We start from the raw sequence: 17,755 nt of genomic DNA, 5'->3' as shown, positions 1-17,755 counted from the left end.
CCCCCCTTCGATCATACGGACATCGCCAGGGCAGACTGGACCCGGACCCGGCCGACCGTTAAGATTGCCGGATGAACACACGCATACTTCTTGTCGAAGACGACGAACGGCTGGCCGAACTGACCGCCGAATACCTCACCAAAAATGACCTGCAAGTCGCCATCGAGCCGCGCGGCGATGTCGCCGAGACACGCATCCTGGCGGAGCAGCCCGACCTGGTCATTCTCGACGTCATGCTCCCGGGCAAGGACGGCTTCGAAGTCTGTCGCGCCGTGCGCTCCCAGTACCGTGGCGTAATCCTGATGCTCACCGCCCGCGACGAGGACTTCGACCAGATTCTCGGCCTTGAGATGGGGGCCGACGATTACATTGCCAAGCCGGTTCAACCCCGCGTCCTGCTTGCCCGCATCAAGGCCCTGCTTCGCCGCCTTCCCTCACCCGGCGACACCCCAGCCGGCGAAGCCGACAAAATGATCTTTGGCCAGTTCCGGATCAGCCAGGCAACGCGCACCGCCACACTGGCCGGCGAAGGCATCGACCTGACCACCGCCGAGTTTGACCTGTTGTGGCTGCTCGCCACACATGCCGGCAACGTCCTGTCCCGCGACGACCTGCTACAGGAATTGCGCGGCATCGGTTTCGACGGCCTGGATCGCTCCATCGATGCCCGCATCTCGCGATTGCGCAAGAAGCTGAACGACGACCCGGAAAATCCGACCCGCATCAAGACCGTACGCGGCAAAGGCTACCTGTTCAGCAAACATGACTGGAACTGATTCGCCAGCCGAAAGCAAGGCGGCCAAGGATCATAACCAGGGGCTCGCCCGTTCGCTGTTCCGTGTTTCACTGCCGCGCTGGCGAGGTAGCCGCTACAGCCTGTCGCGGCTGTTCTTCAACTTCTATCTGCTGGCGATGGGCTCGTTCGTGGCCATCGCCTTCACCGCCGACTTTGTCATCTCGACCGCCCAGCGCGGCATTACCGACGATTACGCCCGCCGCTTCATGCGCGGTACGATCACCCTGATCGAGGACGAACTATTCCGGCACCCCCGCCGCGAATGGCAAAAGAAAGTAAGCGAACTCGACGAAAAATTCTCCTACAACCTGGGCATCGTCGAGCGCATCTCGCTCGACCGCACCCTGACGCCATTCCAGGTCAGCAAGCTGGACGCTGGTGACATTGCCATCGATCACGACGGCGACATCATGTACCACCGCCTGGGGACATCCAGTCTCGTCCTCGTGGTTGGACCGCTCGCCTCCGGCCGGAATCCCGAACTGGCCGATCGCCTGCCACTGGAACTCCGCCTCCGCCTCCTGACCTGGAGCCTGATCGGCGTCATTTTCGCAATCGCCCTGTGGTTCTGGATTCGCCCCGTGTGGCGCGACCTCGAAACCCTGCGCCAGACGGCTCGCGATCTGGGTGACGGCCATTTCGATGCCCGCTCGCCGGCCGCCAAGACACAATTGTTCGCACCGCTCTCCGACACGATGAACAGCATGGCCGACCGCATCCGCCAATTGCTGGCCACCCATCGGGAACTATCCTGCGGCATCTCGCATGAACTGCGCACCCCCATCGCCCGCATGCGTTTTGCGCTGGAAATGCTGGCCGAGACAGAAGAAAAGGAAGAACGGGAACGCCTCTGGGCCATGATGGAAGCCGATCTCGACGAGCTCGACCAACTGATCGACACCAGCCTGACCTATGCCCGCTTCGAACGCGAGACACCGGAACCCCATTTCGCCAGCGTCAAATTCGCCGAGTGGCTGACGGACGAAGTCGATTCCGTCCGGCTGCTTGGGCGCCAGCTTGAGGTCGGCGTGGATACCAGCAAGCTGCCCGATGATCTGCATGTCGACCTCGACCGCAAGGCGATGCCCTACGCGCTACGTAATCTGCTGCGCAATGCCTTCAAGTACGCGGGTAGTCGCATTTCGGTCAATGCCGAACTGGCCGGTGACGAGATACGCATCAACGTCGACGACGACGGAATCGGCATCCCCCCCGAAGAGCGCGAACACATCTTCTCGGCCTTTACTCGACTTGATCGTTCGCGCGACCGCTCGACGGGCGGCTACGGCCTTGGCCTGGCGATCGCCCGCCGGGTACTCGAATTGCACGGTGGAAACGCAACCGCCGATGCCTCACCGCTGGGTGGTGCACGCTTCACGCTCAGCTGGAAAGCCCACCAATAGCACCTCTCCTGGTTGTTACAAAGCGTCACACAAGATCAAAACCCGTTACTGCCACGCAACGCTCATACAACAGACGGCGTACTTGCGTCCCTCTAGAATGCGATGCATGTCAGAAAACGAAACCCGCCAAGAGGATGACGAGGAAATGATCAGCATGAATATCAAACAGTTTATCGAAGCAACCCGCCAGTATCTGTTCGCTCTGGTTCCGGCACAACCCGCGCTAGCCACGGTTCCGCTCAAAAAGGACCGTTAATGGCCTTTGCGGATCACCTGCCGATCAGCGAATCGCTCGGCGTCTTCGTAGGCATCGCCGGTTACGACTGGCTTGCCGAAGGCCAGGCGGAACCCCTGAAGGCAGCCATCGCAGCCATCGCAGCCGGCGGCATCATCGCCATCGCCCGCGCCTTGTTGAAACACCGCAACAAGCGCTAAAAGTTACCCTCCTCTCGAATATCCCCCAATTCGAGACCCCCCTGTTACCCCGCCTTCGTGGCGGGGTTTTTTTGGGTTGCCGGCAGGCAATCGTAATCAGAATTCGAGGCGCAGCGACAGCCAATGCACACGGTCAGCCAGGCGATTGATCGTCCGACCCTGCTGCTGCTCATTGACCATCTGCGAGACGTAGGCGATCTCTCCGCCCATCTGCCCAAGACGGAATCCCTTGGCCAGGCGCCAGTCAATCCGTTCGCTGGCTTCGATCGGCGCACTGTCATTTCTGCGCCAGCGCATGGGAGATGCGCGGAAATACATGATCGACGCAGTCACAGCGTAAGGCAGTTGCTGAACCAACATCGCCGTCTGGGAATGCGTAGGTGCCGAATCACGCGTTTGATTGATGATCTTCGGGCCGTTGTTGAAGTCGTCTGCAACCCGGGAGATATCCGTGTAATCCGCCGAAATGGAGATCAGCGCATTGCCATACATCAGCCGCGTCGTCTCGAAAGGACGCCAGTTCAACTGATACTCGTAGCCTTGGATTCGAACATTGGCCAGATTGACCGCGCTATCGGCCCGGCCGTTCGGATAGGCCGCATAATTTATCGAGTTCATCCGCAAAAACTGTACCTCCCGGTCATCCGGGCTACTAGCCGGCAGCGCCAGGGGCAGAATCTGGATGTAGTTGGGAATCCGTTCGCTGAATATCCGGACATCGGCCATTGCCCGATACTCCTTCAGTTCGGCCAGGTAACCCAGTTCCAGCGTATCGATCTGCTCCGGCTTCACACCTTGCGCATGAAAAAGAACGTCGGCCAAACCGGTTCCGCCGACGTCCCGCCTCTCCGAATGACCGGAGGTCTCATACAGGCTGGGATTCCGATGGGCACGCGAAGCAACCAGACGCAAGGTATGTCCGGGCATGACGTGGAAACTGGCACTCATGCGCGGGTCGAACATCGCCCCGGTAATATTGTCATGCTCGTAACTCGCCCCGACGTTGAAAATCAAGGGATCGGCAGCGCGATATTCCAGGTTCCCGAAAACCCGATAGGCGAACCTGCTTTTCCACGCATCCGAACTGAATTGCTCGTAAGACTGCACCTCAGTGGACTTCAGACCTGCGCCCCACATCATGCGCAAATTCTTGCGTGGCGATAGCAAGTGGTCGAACTCGAGTTCGTGCTGCTGCGAACGCCCACCAGGATCGATGATCGGAAAGAAGGTCACCGAGGAAGGCACGGCCAGATTGGTCGTGAAGTTAACCCGGGTACGATACGGTGACTGCGCCCGGTCATCGCGATAACCATAACGCAGCTTGATCTCTTCAGTCGCCGACACGATGCGGCGCCACTGAATGCCGAACGCCGTTGACGATTGCTCCATGTTGCGAATCGGATCGTTGGCATTGGCCGGGCGCCCGAGTTGGGACATGTCGCGGGCAAAAGTACCCGTCAGTTGCAACTCATCCCGGTCACTGAGCGGGATGTCGGCCCGCAGGTCAAAGAGCTGGGACTGGCGGCTGTCTGGCGAATAGGTCCATCTGCCGCTGTAGAAGCCGTACTGGAATCCGTCATCCTGGAAAGAACGCGCGGTGAAGCGAAGATTGGCCTCACCAACACTGCCGCCCCAGCGCAGGACCTCGTCGCGGATGCCGTTGTTGCCGTGATTGGCCGACACCATCCAGCCCTTGGTGAGTGCCGGGTCCATGGTGATGATGTTGACCACACCCATGAAGGCGTTGGAGCCGTATGAAACGGTATTCGAACCGCGGATGACCTCGATACGCTCGATGTTCTCCAGAGCGACCGGCAACAGGTTCCAGTTAACCCCCGACTTGAAGAGGGGCGAATACTGTGAGCGCCCGTCGACCAGCACCTGCACGCGCGGCCCGTATTCCTCGCTGGACAGACCGTAGCCCATCCCATGGTAGGCCACGATGGCGGGATCCTGATTGTGCGAGGTAACCTGGAATCCGGGAACAAGACGCAGCAAATCCTCCACCGTGCGCATACCGGAAGCGCGGATCATTTCCTGATCGATGACCGTAACCGAAGCCGGTGTTTCGGAAAGCTGCTGTGGCAGGCGGCTGACCGATGCGACGACGGGAAGGCTGGAAAAGAAGACGTCGTCCTCTGCGATCACCGGAAACGAGACCAAGGCCCCGAGCAAGGCAGACAGGCATGCGGAACGATGAAAGGGAAAACGAGTCGTTGTATTCACGGCATCCATTCGACGGGAGGTCTGCGACGCCCCCAAAACTTCGCAGGGTCGTTCTGTCTAATTATTGATTCAAAACCCTGAGAGCGGACGCGATTTTAACAAAAACATGCATCGTGCGACCTAGGAGAAAGACTAGGTAAACCCTACTACGTCGCGTTGAGAATACGCACTTCGCGCTGCGGGAAGGGGATGCCGATGCCGTTGTCCTTGAAAGCCCGCCAGATGGCGAAATTCACGTCGGACACGATGTTGCCCCTGCCTTCTTCCGGATCGTTGATCCAGAAGCCGACTTCGAGATTGATCGCGCTGTCGGCGAACTGAGTCAGGAAAACCTTGGGCTGCGGGTCGCTCAGTGCCCTGGGATGGGCTGCGGCGGCATCGACCATCAAGCGGGAGGCCAGGTCGAGGTCGCTGTCGTAGGCCACGCCCACGCTGGTCGCCAGGCGGATACGGGTATTGGAATACGTCTGGTTCTGGACGATCGACCCAATCAGTGTTTCGTTCGGAACGATGAATTCGGTACCGCCGGGGTGCTTGAGCACCGTATAGCGCGTGGTGATCTGCGTCACCTCGCCGCTGTCGCTGCCGACCTGGACGATGTTGCCGATACGGATGGAGCGATCAAGCAGGATGATGAAGCCGGAAACGTAGTTGCTGGCGATTTTCTGCAGGCCGAAGCCGAGACCGACGCCGAGCGCCCCGGTGAACACGGACAAGGCGGTCATGTCGATGCCGACCAGCGCCAGGCTGGTCAGGATGGCCACCACCGTCAATACGGCCTTCGCAACGCGTACGCCGACAATGCGCAGGTTCACATCCAGCGACTGGATGCGCATCAGCTTCGCCTCGATCAGGCCGGCGACCCAGAGCGCAAAGACAACCGTCAGGAAAATGGTGGCGATGCCGCGCAGGACCGTCCACAAGTCGATTTTCTGCTTGCCGACATAAAACTGGATGCTCTCCATCGCATCGATGACGAAAGGAGCCAGATCGGTGATGTAGAGCGCCAGCCAACCCCACACGGTGGCGGCGATGATGCGCTCCCAAGCCGTAAGCCAGGTGGCACGCGGAAAAGCCTGGCGCAGCACGAAGATGACACCGCGCACCAGCGCCATCGAACCGAACAACGGCATCGCCAGCTTGAGCAGGTTGAGATGCATGAAGGAACCGAGCGTGCCCAGCGCGATCCCGGTCAGCAGCATGCCGGTCAAGGGAAAGACCAGGCGCGCGCCCACGTCGCTCAGTCGCCCCTCACCCTCCGTATGGCGGCTCCGCCACCAGTGAGCCACCAGCCATGCCGAACCGATACAGACCACCAGGGTAACGACCTGCCAGATGAAACTCGGGTCCCGCACATCGGCGAGCAGATCGTTGATCAGGCGCAGCGCCTGGTTCTTCTCGCTCATGCCTTGCGCTCCATGGCGGCTGCAAAGAAACCGTCGGTATTGTGCCGGTGCGGCAACAGGCGCAACACCTCGTCCTCGCAGGCAATACCCTGCTTGCCGAGCAGGCCGGCAGCCGGCAACAAGGAGAAATCGGGGTGTTTTTCGAGAAAGGCCGCGACGACGGCATCGTTCTCGACCGTCAACAGGCTGCAGGTAGCATAGACCAGTCGGCCGCCCGGACGGACCAAGGTCGCCGCCGCATCGAGAATCGACGCCTGCTTGAGGGTCAGTTCGGCCACCGAGGTCTCGCTCTGCCGCCATTTCAGATCCGGATTACGGCGCAGGGTGCCGAGCCCCGAACAGGGCGCATCGACCAGTACGCGGTCGGCCTTCCCGGCCAGGCGCTTGATCTTCTGGTCGCGCTCGTGCTCGATGCGACCGGGATGCACGTTGGACAGGCCGGAACGCGCCAGGCGCGGCTTGAGATTGGCCAGGCGCTTGTCGGACACGTCGAAGGCGTAGAGCCGTCCGGTATTGCGCATCAGGGCGCCGAGTAACAGCGTCTTGCCACCGGCACCGGCGCAAAAATCGACCACCATCTCGCCGCGCTTCGGGTCGAGCAGAAAACCGAGCAACTGGCTACCCTCGTCCTGCACCTCGAAAGCCCCCTCGAGGAACAACGGATGCCTGGCCAGCGCCGGCTTGTCGCGCAGACGTACGGCGAGCGGCGACAAGGCACCGGGCTGTGCTGCGATACTGTCGGCGGCGAGCTTGGCAAGCACGGCTTCGCGGCCTGCCTTCAGCGTATTGACGCGCAGGTCGAGCGGTGCAGACTGGTTGATGGCGTGCGCCAGGGCCAGCGTTTCATCGGCACCAAACTGCTGCTCCAGGCGCTGGTACAGCCAGTCCGGCAGGTCGCAACGCACGGCGGGCGGCAGATCGGCCTCCGGCATTGCCTTGGCGGCGGCCAGCCACGCCTCCTCGCTGGCCTTGAGCACCGGCGCCAGTTCGCGCTGGCTCCAGCCACGCACCAATGCCAGCGCGGCCAGCAGGCGACGACGGTCGGAGAGTTGCCCGGCACAGCGTGCCTCGATGCTCCGCCCGCGGCGCAGCACGGCAAAAACGGTTTCTGCCACGAAGGCCCGATCGGCATGACCGAGTTGACGATGCTCCCGGAAATAGCGCGACACGACGGCATCGGCCGGGTGATCGAAGCGCAGCAACTGGCCGAGAACGGCTTCGGCGTGGGCAAAAAGGGCTGGGGTAAAGCGGGCTTTCATGGTGTTCCTAATTCGGTGGCGATCTGCTCGAAAACGTCGCCTTTCTTGTCGGTAAAACGTATTTTAACCGGCAAACGATAATGATCGAGTGCCAGCCAGATTTCGGTGACGCTGTCGGTCATGGCGCGCAGGTGCAGGGTGCGGAAGCGGCCGGCCGGCGTATCGATTTCCTCCTCGCCCAGTGAATCGAGGGCATAGCGCTCATATTTCTTGCCAGTGACCACGCCGACGGAGGCGCCATACTCCGGCCGCGGCACATAGGCAAGGTGATAGTTCAGGGACAGGATGTCCTGCGTACCCGGCGCAACCTGTCTGACCAGGCCGTCGCGGGACAGCTGAACCTGTGCGGCAGGCCAGTCGAAATCGGCGTTCTCGTTGGCATCCTTGCCGTTTTTCCGTGTCAGGTAGCGCTCGGGCTGCAGACCGCCGGCGACCAGCCTCCCGTGGCTTTCGTTTTCGAAGCGAAGCGTTTTGAACAAGGCCACCAAGCCGCTGGTTTCGGTCATCCCGTACAGATGGTAATGGCCGCCCTCGGTAAATTCCCAGCGATGCTCGGCGCGACCGATCGGGAAACCCTGACTGCCCATCAGGATGGAAAAGCGGATGACCCCGTTGGCCGGCAACATCGGCTTGGTCGGTTCAGGCAATGCCACGGATTCTGTCTTGGCCGCCTCGTCGATTACCGGAGGCGGTGCCGGATCGGCGTGTTGCACGACCGGCGCATCCTGAACCGGCTTGCCCGCCATCAGCGGAACCGGATTGGGGCTGGGATTGGGTTTGGCTTTAGGCTTGGCCTTGGGCTTCACCGTCGCCTTCTTCTCTGGAGGCGGCGGCGAAGCAGGCGGCGCCTGCAATTCGGCGTGCAACACCATGGAGTCGTCCGTTGCGCCGCCAAACAACTCGATATCCGGCCCGAACAGGGCGGCGACATGGATACCCAGCGAAGCCGCCAGCGCCAGGACGATGGCGATGGGCATGAGCGGTCAGCGCAGGAGGGGGGAAATGAAGGCGGCCCTGTCATCCAGTTCGGCCGACAGCCGAACCCGAGCGCCGTCCAGGGTCAGCCTGCCCTCGGCAAACCAGCGCACGGCCTGCGGATAGATCAGATGCTCCTGGCGCAGGACACGGGCGGACAGGGCACCTTCATCGTCGCCGTCGAGCACCGGAACGGCGGCCTGGATGATGACCGGACCGTGATCCAGCGTCGGGGTCACGAAATGCACGGTGCAGCCGTGGATGCGCACCCCCTCTTCCAGCGCCCGCTGGTGCGTGTGCAGACCGGGGAAGGAAGGCAGAAGGGAGGGGTGGATGTTCATCAGCCTGCCCTCGTAATGGCGCACGAAACCTTCGCTGAGGATACGCATGAAGCCGGCGAGCACGACCAGATCCGGCACGAAGCCGTCGATGCACTCGGCCAGGGCGGCGTCGAAGGCTTCGCGGCCGGCAAAAGCCTTGTGGTCGATGTAATGGGTGGCGATACCGGCCTTGGCCGCCGTTTCCAGCCCCTTGGCATCGGGCCGGTTGCTGATGACGGCAGCGAGGTTGACGGGCAGATTGCCGGCATCGCGGGCGGCGATCAAGGCCTCCATGTTGCTGCCGCGACCGGAAATCAGGATGACGATCTTCTTCATTTCAAAAAACTCACCGGGAGAAAAATGGTGCTGACCGCGGTCTGGGTCAGCCGGGAAAAGCCACGGCCGTTACGGTCAGCGACGATCTTGGCCATGAAATCGAGCAGGCCCATGACACGGCCGAATTCACGCTCGAAGGACAGATTGCGGTTGACCGGATCGAGCTCGTTGGACAACAGGAATAACTCGCCCGCGGCATTGCGGTCGTGGCCGAGTTTCCAGATGGCGACATCCATGTTGCGCGCCGAATTGTAGAGCTTCATTTCGTTGAGGCTGTCGAGGATGTAGAACTCATCCTTGTACTCGTAGGCAGCATCGACCATCGTCAACAGCCCGAGGACCAGGGCAGCGACCCGGTCGCCCGAGTAGGCTTCGGTGAAGGCCAGCGCCGCCGCCTGGCCTTCGCGCAAACCGTTCATTTCCGGCCAACGCTGGGTATGGCGATGGCGCAGGCGTTCCAGCGCCGCCTCGCGGCTGGGCAGACCGGCCTTCCGCCACTCTTTCGGATTGCGCTTGTAGAGTTTGTCGGCAATCAGCAGCAGGCCATCGACCACCTCCGCGCGATTGGTGTCGGCAATGCGATCGACCTCGGTCTTGGCCAGGTATTTGACGTCGACCGTGGTATCCGTACGACCGTCCTTGCCCAAGCGCGTCGAGCAAGCTGCCGCCAGCACCAGGGCAAGCAGGACGGCCAGGCCGCGCATCAGGCTTCCTTGCTCTTCAGATAACCCCAGCCGATCGGAATCAGCGACGAGATGATGATGCCGATGATGATCCAAGACAGGTTGGCCTTGACCCAAGGCATGTTGCCCAGCCAGTAGCCGGCCAGGCATAGCGATACCACCCAACCCAGCGCACCGATCAGGTTGAACAAGGTGAAGCGGGCGTAGCTCATGGCGCCGATGCCGGCGACAAAAGGCGCAAAGGTCCGGAACAGCGGCAGGAAGCGTGAAATGACCAGCGTCTTTCCGCCGTGCTTCTCGTAAAACGCGTGCGTCTTGACCAGCGCATCGCGGTTGAAGAAGCGGGAATTCTCCCAGTGGAAGACCTTGGGCCCGAGAAAGCGGCCGATCTGGTAATTGAGCGTATTGCCGAGTACGGCCGCGACGACGAGCACCGCCATCAGGGTGAACACGTCCATCCCGCCCTCACCCAGTGCGGCCAGTGCGCCGGCTACGAAGAGCAGCGAATCGCCGGGCAGGAAGGGCGTCACGACAAAGCCGGTTTCGGCAAAAACAATGAAGAACAGGATGCCGTAGATCCACAGTCCGTACTGCTGGACCAACACCGCCAGATGCTTGTCGAGATGCAGGACGATGTCGATGAACTGCGCGAAAAATTCCATGCATCTGCTCCGGGTAAAAAGTCCCGCGATTTTACCCGAAGGCGACTTTATCGACCTGTCGCCACCTCACACCTGGGCAAGTTCAGCGAAAGAACTTTCCGTTCTTGCCGATGATCGTCAAATCGACAAACGACGACGCATTGTGGCTGCTTTTCGAGAAATTGATCGCAAAACCGCCCACATCCGTTTTGCTCATGCTTTCAAGGCCGCTGATCAGCTTGTCCCGCGTCAGGTCCTTTCCGGTACGGCGCAGTCCCTCAACCAGGACCTGGGCTGCGACATAGCCCTCCAGCGAGACGAAATCGATGTTGTCCTTCCCGGCCTTCTTCATCATCTCCTGGTAGTCGCGAACAATCCTGAGCGTTCCTCGCCACGGAAACGGCATCACCTGGGCGACCGCCACGCCACTGCCGTCGGCGCCGAGTTCCTTGGCCAAGGCCATGCTGCCGACGAAGGAAACGTTGTGGAACTGGGTATTGAACCCCTCACGCTTCATGGCTTTGACGAAAGCACTGACGCTCTTGTAGGCACTGACCATGATCACGGCATCGGCTTTTACCGGGCCGATCGCTTTAACGGCAGCAGCCACGTCGGTCGAGTTTCGTTCGACCGTTCCCGTGACCACGGGGGCCAATTTGCGCCGCGCCAGCGCTTCCGTCACCCCTTTCAAGCCCGCCTGGCCATAAGCGTCGTTCTGGTAGAACACGGCAATACGCTTCAACGAGAGGGTCAGCAACTGATTGACGATCTCTTCGGTTTCCTCGTTATAGCCGGCACGCACATTGAAGATGTAACGGTTGAACGGCTCGCGAAGGGCCTGTGCCCCCGTGAACGCACCAAAGAACGGGACCTTCTCCTCGGTGAAGATCGGCAAGGCTGCCAACGAGGTTGGGGTACCCACATACCCGAACAGCGCGAAGACCTTCTCGGCATTGATCAGCTTCAGGGTATTGGCCTTGGCCCGGTCAGGCTCGTAGCCGTCGTCGAGCGACAGCAGGCGGATCTTCCGCCCGTGAATACCACCGTTTTGATTGACGTGATCGAAGTAAACCTTGGCCCCCGCGGCCATCTGCTTGCCCAACTGCTCGGCGGGCCCCGAAAACGCCGCCGACTGGCCGATCAGAATCTCGGTATCGCTCACCCCGGGCTCTGCCCGCAAACCGCTGCTCAGAATAGCCAGGAGAGAAAAAAGACCAACCCACTGTTTAATCGCCACCGTTGCCTCCCTTGAACAGGCCTGCATGCGCCGTTCCAATTGACCGATGGGCTGGATCATACGGCCAATTCCCCTGTGGCGCATCTCCGTCGAACCGGGGATTCTGGGATAATGCACGGATGCCCGTCATCGCCCGCCTACCCGACCTCCTGATCAGCCAGATTGCCGCTGGCGAAGTGGTCGAAAGACCCGCTTCCGTCCTCAAGGAGCTTCTCGAAAACAGTCTGGATGCCGGCAGCAAGGCCATCCAGGTGCACCTGGAGGAAGGCGGCGTCAAGCTGATCCGCATTACCGACGATGGCTGCGGCATTGCCAAGGAGCAACTGGCGCTGGCCCTGACCCGCCACGCAACCTCCAAGATCACCAGTCTCGACGACCTCGAACGGGTCGGCACCCTCGGTTTTCGCGGCGAGGCCCTGGCTTCGGTCGCCTCGGTTGCCCGCCTGACGCTGACCAGCCGCGAACGGGGCGCCAGCCATGCCTGGAAACTGCGTGGCGAGCCAGCCGCCGAACCGGAACCGGCGGCCCTGATGGCGGGCACGGTGGTCGAGATGCGTGACCTGTATTTCAACACCCCGGCCCGGCGCAAGTTCCTGAAGTCCGAAAGCACCGAATTCGCCCATTGCGCCGACGCCGTGCGCCGCTTGGCACTGACCCGACCCGATGTCGCGATCAGCCTGACGCACAACGGCCGCAGTCTGTTCCAGCTGGCCCCGGCCGACCCCGGCCGGCGCATCGCCGACATCCTCGGCGAGGAATTCATCGGCGCCGCCCGCCATATTGAAGCCGCTTCCGGCCCACTGACGCTGGCCGGCTTCGCCATCGATCCGACTCGCGCCACCGATGCCAAGGATGGCCAGTACGTCTTCGTCAACGGCCGCTTCGTGCGCGACAAGATCATCGGCCACGCCCTGCGCGAAGCCTACCGCGACGTCCTGCACGGCAGCCGCCAGCCGGCCGTCTGCCTGTTCGTGAACATCGACCCGGCACTGGTCGACGTCAATGTGCATCCCGCCAAGACCGAAGTCCGCTTCCGCGATTCGCGCGCCGTGCATCAATTCGTCTTCCACGCCATCCAGCGCACGCTGGCGGCGCCGGTTCAGGCCGATACCTCGCCGCGCCCCCCGCTCCCGGCACAAGGCATCGCCGCCGAGGAGAATGCTTCGTCAAGCGCCGCCTCGCGCCCGACCTGGACACCGCCCTACGAACCGCCCAACGAAGCGCCGCGCCAGGCCAGCCTCGGTGTCGCCGAGCCGGCTGCCGCTGCCTACCTCGCCTTTGCCCGCGCCGCCCAAAACATCAGCCAGAACCCGCCCCCGCATCCGGATACCCTGCCGCAGTTCGTACCATCCGGAACCGCCAGCCCGGAAGCGCCGCCGCTTGGCTATGCGCTGGCCCAGCTGCACGGTATTTACGTTCTCGCCCAGAACGCCCGCGGCCTGATCCTGATCGACATGCATGCCGCGCATGAGCGCATCCTCTACGAAAAGCTGAAGACGGCGTTCGACAACCGACAGATCGCCACCCAGAACCTGCTGATTCCGGCCGTATTCTCGGCCGATCCGCTCGACATCGCCGCAGTCGAGGAACATGGCGAGGCCCTGCGCGATCTCGGTTTCGACATCGCTCCGCTCGGTCCGAACCAATTGGGCGTGCGCAGCGTGCCGGCCCTGCTGCAATCCGGCGATCCGGCGGCCCTTGCCCGCTCGCTGATCAGCGAGTTGCGCGAACACGGCATCACCCAGCTGGCCACCGCCCACCGCAACGAACTGCTCGCCACCATGGCCTGCCATGGCGCCGTACGCGCCCGCCGCCAGCTCACCATCCCGGAGATGAACGCCCTGCTCCGCCAGATGAAGGAAACCGAGCGAGCCGGCCAGTGCAACCACGGCCGCCCCACCTGGACGGAACTGACGCTGGACCAACTCGACAAGCTCTTCCTGCGCGGACAGTAGGCATCGCCGTTCTCGGCCCAAGGGAGTCCTCGGGAAAGCTGGCCGAGCACCCCGGCGTGTTAACATTCGCCGCCATGAATGCCCGCCGCCATCCTCCTGCCATCCTGATCATGGGCCCGACCGCCTCGGGCAAGACTGCCGTCTCGATGGCGCTGGCCGACCGCTTTCCGGTCGAATTGATCAGCGTCGACTCGGCGCAGGTTTTCATCGACATGGATGTCGGTACGGCCAAGCCGGACCGCGCGACGCTGGCCCGCTACCCCCATCGCCTGATCGACCTGATCACGCCGGAGGAGCGCTATTCGGCCGCCCGTTTTCGCCACGACGCGCTCGCCGCGATGGCCGAAGCCACTGCAGCCGGCAAGGTTCCACTGCTGGTCGGCGGCACCATGCTCTACTTCCGGGCATTGCTTCTCGGACTGGCCGAACTGCCGCAGGCCGACGCCGCGCTACGTGCCGCCATCGACGCCGAAGCAGCGATCAACGGCTGGCCGGCGATGCATGCCAGGCTTGCCGCCATCGACCCGGAAACAGCAGCCCGCCTGCACCCGACCGACAGCCAGCGCCTGCAGCGCGCGCTGGAAATCTGCACCCTGAGCGGCCGCAAGATGTCGGACCTGCTCGCCGAAAGCGAAAGCCAGAAGCCGCCCTACGAATTTCTGTCCATCGGCCTGCTACCCTCTGACCGCGCCGTGTTGCACGAGCGCATCGCGCAGCGCTTCGACGACATGCTGCACGCCGGACTGGATGAAGAGGTTCGCCGGCTGCGCGAAAAATACACGCTCGATCTCGGACTGCCTTCGATGCGCTGCGTCGGCTATCGCCAGGTCTGGGAAGCCCAGGATGGCCTGATGCCTGCAGGCGAAATGCGCGACCGTGGCATCTTTGCCACCCGGCAGCTGGCCAAGCGGCAGATCACCTGGCTGACCAACTCCTTCGAGGCGGAACACTTCGACTGCCTCGACCCGGCAATGCCCGAGCGGATCGCCGCGCGTACCGACGCCTTCCTCAGTTCCTGAGCAGAACCTTCAGGTCGTCTGCCAAGGCTTCGAGCTGACCGACGATTTCCAGCGAGGCATCCTGCGTTCCGACGACACGCAGCATGAACTCGTTGGCCATGGCACTGATCATTTCTTCCTGGCGTTCCAACAAGCCGAGATGAATGAACGCCTTGGTCAGCGTCTCCTGAAACTCGATCATCACCTGCGTCAGTTCAAAACAATTGCGCCGGTAATTGTTCTGCACGCCGTCCAGCGTACCGTACAGTCTCGGCAGCGCATCCTCGATGCCGGCCCGCCGCCGGCTGGCGAGCACCTCGGTCTCGATGGCCTTCAACCGAGCATCTGCGCCCTCCGCCAGCAAGGCGCCGTTGTCCCGGATACGGCCACAACGGTCCGGATCGTCCATCGGCATGTTGTTGACCAACAAGGTCACGCCGCCGTAGTTGAATACGCAGCGCGACTTGAACTGGAAAATCCGCCCGCTGTCCCGGATATGATTGAGCACCGAAACCTCCAGCGGCAGGTTGCGCCCGTTGGCGCTGAGCGTCAGCATCTCATCGCCCATGCGCATCTGGAGTGCCGATTGCAAATCGTACTGGCGCATCGTCTCGAGCAAGGCGAGCGCCAGTTCCTCCAGCGAATCGCAGGCGAACGACTTGCTCAGAAACTGCAGCACGACACCCAGTTCGCCCATGCTGACCATGGCCGTCATCGCCGTCCGCTGGGCATACCCCGCCTGCTCGCGCAGCGCCTTTTTCTCGGCAAGAATCCGGCCCGCGACGTGGAGTTTGCTCAGCAATTCGGCTAACTCGAAGGGCTTCTGGATAAAATCCTCGCCGCCCGCTTCGTAACAGAGCAGACGCGTTTCCAGCGTATCGCTGGCGGAAACGAAAACGACCGGGATATCCTGCGTCTCCCAGTCGTCCTTCAGGCGGCGACACAAGGCGAAACCGTCCATCACCGGCATCGTCACATCGAGCAGGAAGAGATCCGGCCGCGACACCGACAGCGCATCGAGGCATGCCGCCGCCGACGCGAAGGTCTGCACCCGACAAACGCCAGCCAGGGTCGAACTCAGCACATCCAGCATCAAGGGGTCGTCGTCGACAACAAATACGCGCAAATCGGTATCCATCTCGCCCTCCTTACAATCCGGCATCATTATGGCACATTTGCCATAATTGAAATATGCAATCTGAAAATACGGCTCAGGCGATCAATTGGAAGTGAATGGGAGAAAATCCGGCAGGCGCTGCGCCGGTTCGTCGCAATCGACACAGGAGGTATCGGGTTCGAAAGCGGAGCGACAGGCATCTTCCGCCAACAAGCCATCGCGCCTGACCGGCGCAACCCGAACGAAAACGACCCCGGCACGCAGCATCCCCAGATATTCCGCTACGCCATGCGACACGTCGATCACCCGCTTGCGGTGGCGGGCATGCATACGGTCGTTGATCTTGACGATGGCGCAACGGTCGTTGTCGATCCGACGCACGGCAACCCGTGAGCCGAGGGGAAAACGATTGCTGGCAGCGGTGAATTCGCGGCGGTCGAAGCGCTCGCCTGTCGAGGTCTTGCGCCCCTGAAAGGCCTTGCCGTAGAAACTGGCCTGACCGCGCAAGCCCTGGCCGTCGTCGTCGATAATGTCGGCCGGCCCGAAATCGCCGGCCGGCAAGGCAGCCGGCTTGCGTACTGCCTTCTTGGCCTGCCGGGCTGCTGCCGGCTTGGCCGATTGCTTCTTGCCCGCCGCCCAGACGGTCGACGGGGCTTGGCACAACAGCAGGCCGCAGGCGATTGCCGCGGCCCACCGCGTGATATCAGACCACCACGGTCTGCGCTTCGTCACCCTGGCGGGCCCGAATGACGCCGATGTTGTACACCGCTTCGCCCTGCGCCTTCAGTTCGGCCATGGCGGCATTCGCATCGGCGGCAGCAACAACGATGACCAAACCGATGCCGCAGTTGAAGGTCCGGTGCATTTCCTTCTCGTCCACGTTGCCTTCCTTCTGCATCCAGTCGAACAGCTTCGGACGCGGCCAGGCGGCCTTCTGGATTTCGGCAACGGTGTTTTCCGGCAGCACGCGCGGCACGTTTTCAAGCAGGCCACCGCCGGTGATGTGGGCCATGCCCTTGATGGCGACCTTTTCCATGGTGGCCAGCACCTGCTTGACGTAGATGCGGGTCGGCGCCATGACCACGTCGGCCAGCGAACGGTCGCCGTCGAACGGGGCATTCATGTCCGGGTTGGAACGCTCGATGATCTTGCGCACCAGCGAGTAGCCGTTGGAGTGGGCGCCGGAGGAAGCCAGGCCGAGGACGACGTCGCCCGGCTGGATGCTCTTGCCGTCGATGGCCTTGGACTTTTCGACGACACCGACGGCGAAGCCGGCCAGGTCGTATTCGCCGGCCGGGTACATGCCCGGCATTTCGGCGGTTTCGCCGCCGATCAGCGCGCAGCCGGCCAGTTCGCAGCCCTTGGCGATGCCGCCGACCACGGCAGCTGCGGTGTCCACATCCAGCTTGCCGCAGGCGAAGTAATCGAGGAAGAACAGCGACTCGGCGCCGAGCACCAGGATATCGTTGACGCTCATGGCGACCAGATCCTGGCCGACCGTGTCGTGGCGGTTCAGCTCGAAGGCCAGCTTGAGCTTGGTGCCGACGCCATCGGTACCGGAAACCAGCACCGGCTCCTTGTAGCGCTTAGGCACTTCGAACAGCGCGCCGAAGCCGCCGATACCGCCCAGCACGCCGTCGCGCAGGGTCTTCTTGGCCAGGGGCTTGATACGGTCGACGAGAGCGTCGCCGGCATCGATATCGACGCCGGCATCGCGGTAGGAGAGGGAGGTATTCTGGGTCATGATGGACAAGGCCAAACTGCGGAAAAAAAACGTATTTTACCCGAAACGGCAACGCTTCCCGATACTTGCGATAGCTCGCCATCTGATCAAGCAACACCCTTGCGCCAAGGCACAGAGCAAGCCGGGCAATCGCAAATTATTCGCGGCAGACACCTGAAGACATCTTCACGCGGCAAAATAAGCGGCAGACCTTGCCTGATACAGCGTCCCCTGATCGGCACGCG

At 62.0% G+C, this 17,755-nt stretch carries 18 protein-coding genes; 7 read left to right on the top strand and 11 right to left on the bottom strand.

Going from position 1 to position 17,755, the window contains the following annotated elements:
* The first annotated feature begins 71 nt into the window (after positions 1–71).
* The 4 genes from F1002_RS12970 to F1002_RS12960 all read left to right on the top strand — a co-directional run bounded on the left by F1002_RS12970 (position 72) and on the right by F1002_RS12960 (position 2,634).
* Entirely contained in the window at positions 72–776 is a 705-nt protein-coding gene (locus F1002_RS12970) for a winged helix-turn-helix domain-containing protein (RefSeq protein ID WP_150429466.1), read from the top strand.
* Positions 763–2,199: an ATP-binding protein gene (locus F1002_RS12965; protein WP_150429465.1), complete on the top strand. Its 1,437-nt coding sequence runs from the start codon at positions 763–765 to the stop codon at positions 2,197–2,199. Before F1002_RS12970 ends, F1002_RS12965 begins: the two co-directional genes overlap by 14 nt.
* A 106-nt stretch (positions 2,200–2,305) precedes the next feature.
* Entirely contained in the window at positions 2,306–2,455 is a 150-nt protein-coding gene (locus F1002_RS21025) for a hypothetical protein (protein WP_191090400.1), read from the top strand.
* Positions 2,455–2,634: a hypothetical protein gene (locus tag F1002_RS12960; RefSeq protein ID WP_150429464.1), complete on the top strand. Its 180-nt coding sequence runs from the start codon at positions 2,455–2,457 to the stop codon at positions 2,632–2,634. Before F1002_RS21025 ends, F1002_RS12960 begins: the two co-directional genes overlap by 1 nt.
* A 96-nt stretch (positions 2,635–2,730) precedes the next feature.
* Here the strand turns inward: F1002_RS12960 and F1002_RS12955 are convergent, their stop codons facing one another.
* The 8 genes from F1002_RS12955 to F1002_RS12920 all read right to left on the bottom strand — a co-directional run bounded on the left by F1002_RS12955 (position 2,731) and on the right by F1002_RS12920 (position 11,777).
* Positions 2,731–4,860: a TonB-dependent siderophore receptor gene (locus F1002_RS12955; protein ID WP_191090399.1), complete on the bottom strand. Its 2,130-nt coding sequence runs from the start codon at positions 4,858–4,860 to the stop codon at positions 2,731–2,733.
* A 146-nt stretch (positions 4,861–5,006) separates the two neighbouring features.
* Positions 5,007–6,266 carry a mechanosensitive ion channel family protein gene (locus F1002_RS12950; RefSeq protein WP_150429462.1) on the bottom strand — a complete coding sequence of 420 codons (1,260 nt, stop codon included), beginning with the start codon at positions 6,264–6,266 and terminating at the stop codon, positions 5,007–5,009.
* A complete protein-coding gene (locus F1002_RS12945) occupies positions 6,263–7,525 on the bottom strand; it encodes an RsmB/NOP family class I SAM-dependent RNA methyltransferase (protein WP_150429461.1) in 1,263 nt (420 codons plus the stop codon). Before F1002_RS12945 ends, F1002_RS12950 begins: the two co-directional genes overlap by 4 nt.
* Complete coding sequence (locus F1002_RS12940) at positions 7,522–8,502, bottom strand: DUF3108 domain-containing protein (protein WP_150429460.1); 981 nt, start codon at positions 8,500–8,502, stop codon at positions 7,522–7,524. The genes F1002_RS12945 and F1002_RS12940 overlap by 4 nt, the downstream gene beginning before the upstream one ends.
* A gap of 6 nt (positions 8,503–8,508) precedes the next feature.
* The gene (gene purN, locus F1002_RS12935) at positions 8,509–9,156 is read right to left on the bottom strand and encodes a phosphoribosylglycinamide formyltransferase (protein WP_150429459.1); all 648 of its coding nucleotides are present in this window, start codon (positions 9,154–9,156) and stop codon (positions 8,509–8,511) included.
* Positions 9,153–9,860 (bottom strand): hypothetical protein, encoded by a 708-nt coding sequence (locus F1002_RS12930; RefSeq protein ID WP_150429458.1) that lies wholly within the window; start codon positions 9,858–9,860, stop codon positions 9,153–9,155. Before F1002_RS12930 ends, purN begins: the two co-directional genes overlap by 4 nt.
* Complete coding sequence (locus tag F1002_RS12925; protein WP_150429457.1) at positions 9,860–10,501, bottom strand: DedA family protein; 642 nt, start codon at positions 10,499–10,501, stop codon at positions 9,860–9,862. The genes F1002_RS12930 and F1002_RS12925 overlap by 1 nt, the downstream gene beginning before the upstream one ends.
* 82 nt (positions 10,502–10,583) lie before the next feature.
* Positions 10,584–11,777 (bottom strand): ABC transporter substrate-binding protein, encoded by a 1,194-nt coding sequence (locus F1002_RS12920; RefSeq protein ID WP_223879589.1) that lies wholly within the window; start codon positions 11,775–11,777, stop codon positions 10,584–10,586.
* 59 nt (positions 11,778–11,836) lie between these two features.
* Here F1002_RS12920 and mutL point away from each other — a divergent pair, with 59 nt between their 5' ends.
* Positions 11,837–13,672, top strand: a complete 1,836-nt coding sequence (gene mutL / locus F1002_RS12915) for a DNA mismatch repair endonuclease MutL (protein WP_150429456.1) — start codon at positions 11,837–11,839, stop codon at positions 13,670–13,672.
* A 74-nt stretch (positions 13,673–13,746) separates the two neighbouring features.
* Positions 13,747–14,691, top strand: a complete 945-nt coding sequence (gene miaA / locus F1002_RS12910; RefSeq protein WP_150429605.1) for a tRNA (adenosine(37)-N6)-dimethylallyltransferase MiaA — start codon at positions 13,747–13,749, stop codon at positions 14,689–14,691.
* On the opposite strand, the gene F1002_RS12905 is transcribed toward miaA, so the two are convergent.
* The 3 genes from F1002_RS12905 to purM form a co-directional block, all read right to left on the bottom strand.
* The gene (locus F1002_RS12905) at positions 14,681–15,808 is read right to left on the bottom strand and encodes a PleD family two-component system response regulator (protein ID WP_191090398.1); all 1,128 of its coding nucleotides are present in this window, start codon (positions 15,806–15,808) and stop codon (positions 14,681–14,683) included. The two genes, miaA and F1002_RS12905, sit on opposite strands and share 11 nt — an antisense overlap.
* An 81-nt stretch (positions 15,809–15,889) precedes the next feature.
* Positions 15,890–16,450 (bottom strand): septal ring lytic transglycosylase RlpA family protein, encoded by a 561-nt coding sequence (locus tag F1002_RS12900; protein ID WP_191090397.1) that lies wholly within the window; start codon positions 16,448–16,450, stop codon positions 15,890–15,892.
* 40 nt (positions 16,451–16,490) lie between these two features.
* A complete protein-coding gene (purM, locus tag F1002_RS12895; RefSeq protein WP_150429453.1) occupies positions 16,491–17,531 on the bottom strand; it encodes a phosphoribosylformylglycinamidine cyclo-ligase in 1,041 nt (346 codons plus the stop codon).
* Here purM and F1002_RS21020 point away from each other — a divergent pair.
* A complete protein-coding gene (locus F1002_RS21020; RefSeq protein WP_191090396.1) occupies positions 17,530–17,688 on the top strand; it encodes a hypothetical protein in 159 nt (52 codons plus the stop codon). The two genes, purM and F1002_RS21020, sit on opposite strands and share 2 nt — an antisense overlap.
* The last annotated feature ends 67 nt before the right edge of the window (positions 17,689–17,755 follow it).

Source organism: Dechloromonas sp. CZR5 (assembly GCF_008711155.1).
In the GTDB taxonomy this organism is placed as follows: Bacteria; Pseudomonadota; Gammaproteobacteria; order Burkholderiales; family Rhodocyclaceae; genus Azonexus.
The sequence above is the reverse complement of the archived record's forward strand: the minus strand, read 5'-3'. Positions and strand labels throughout refer to the sequence as shown.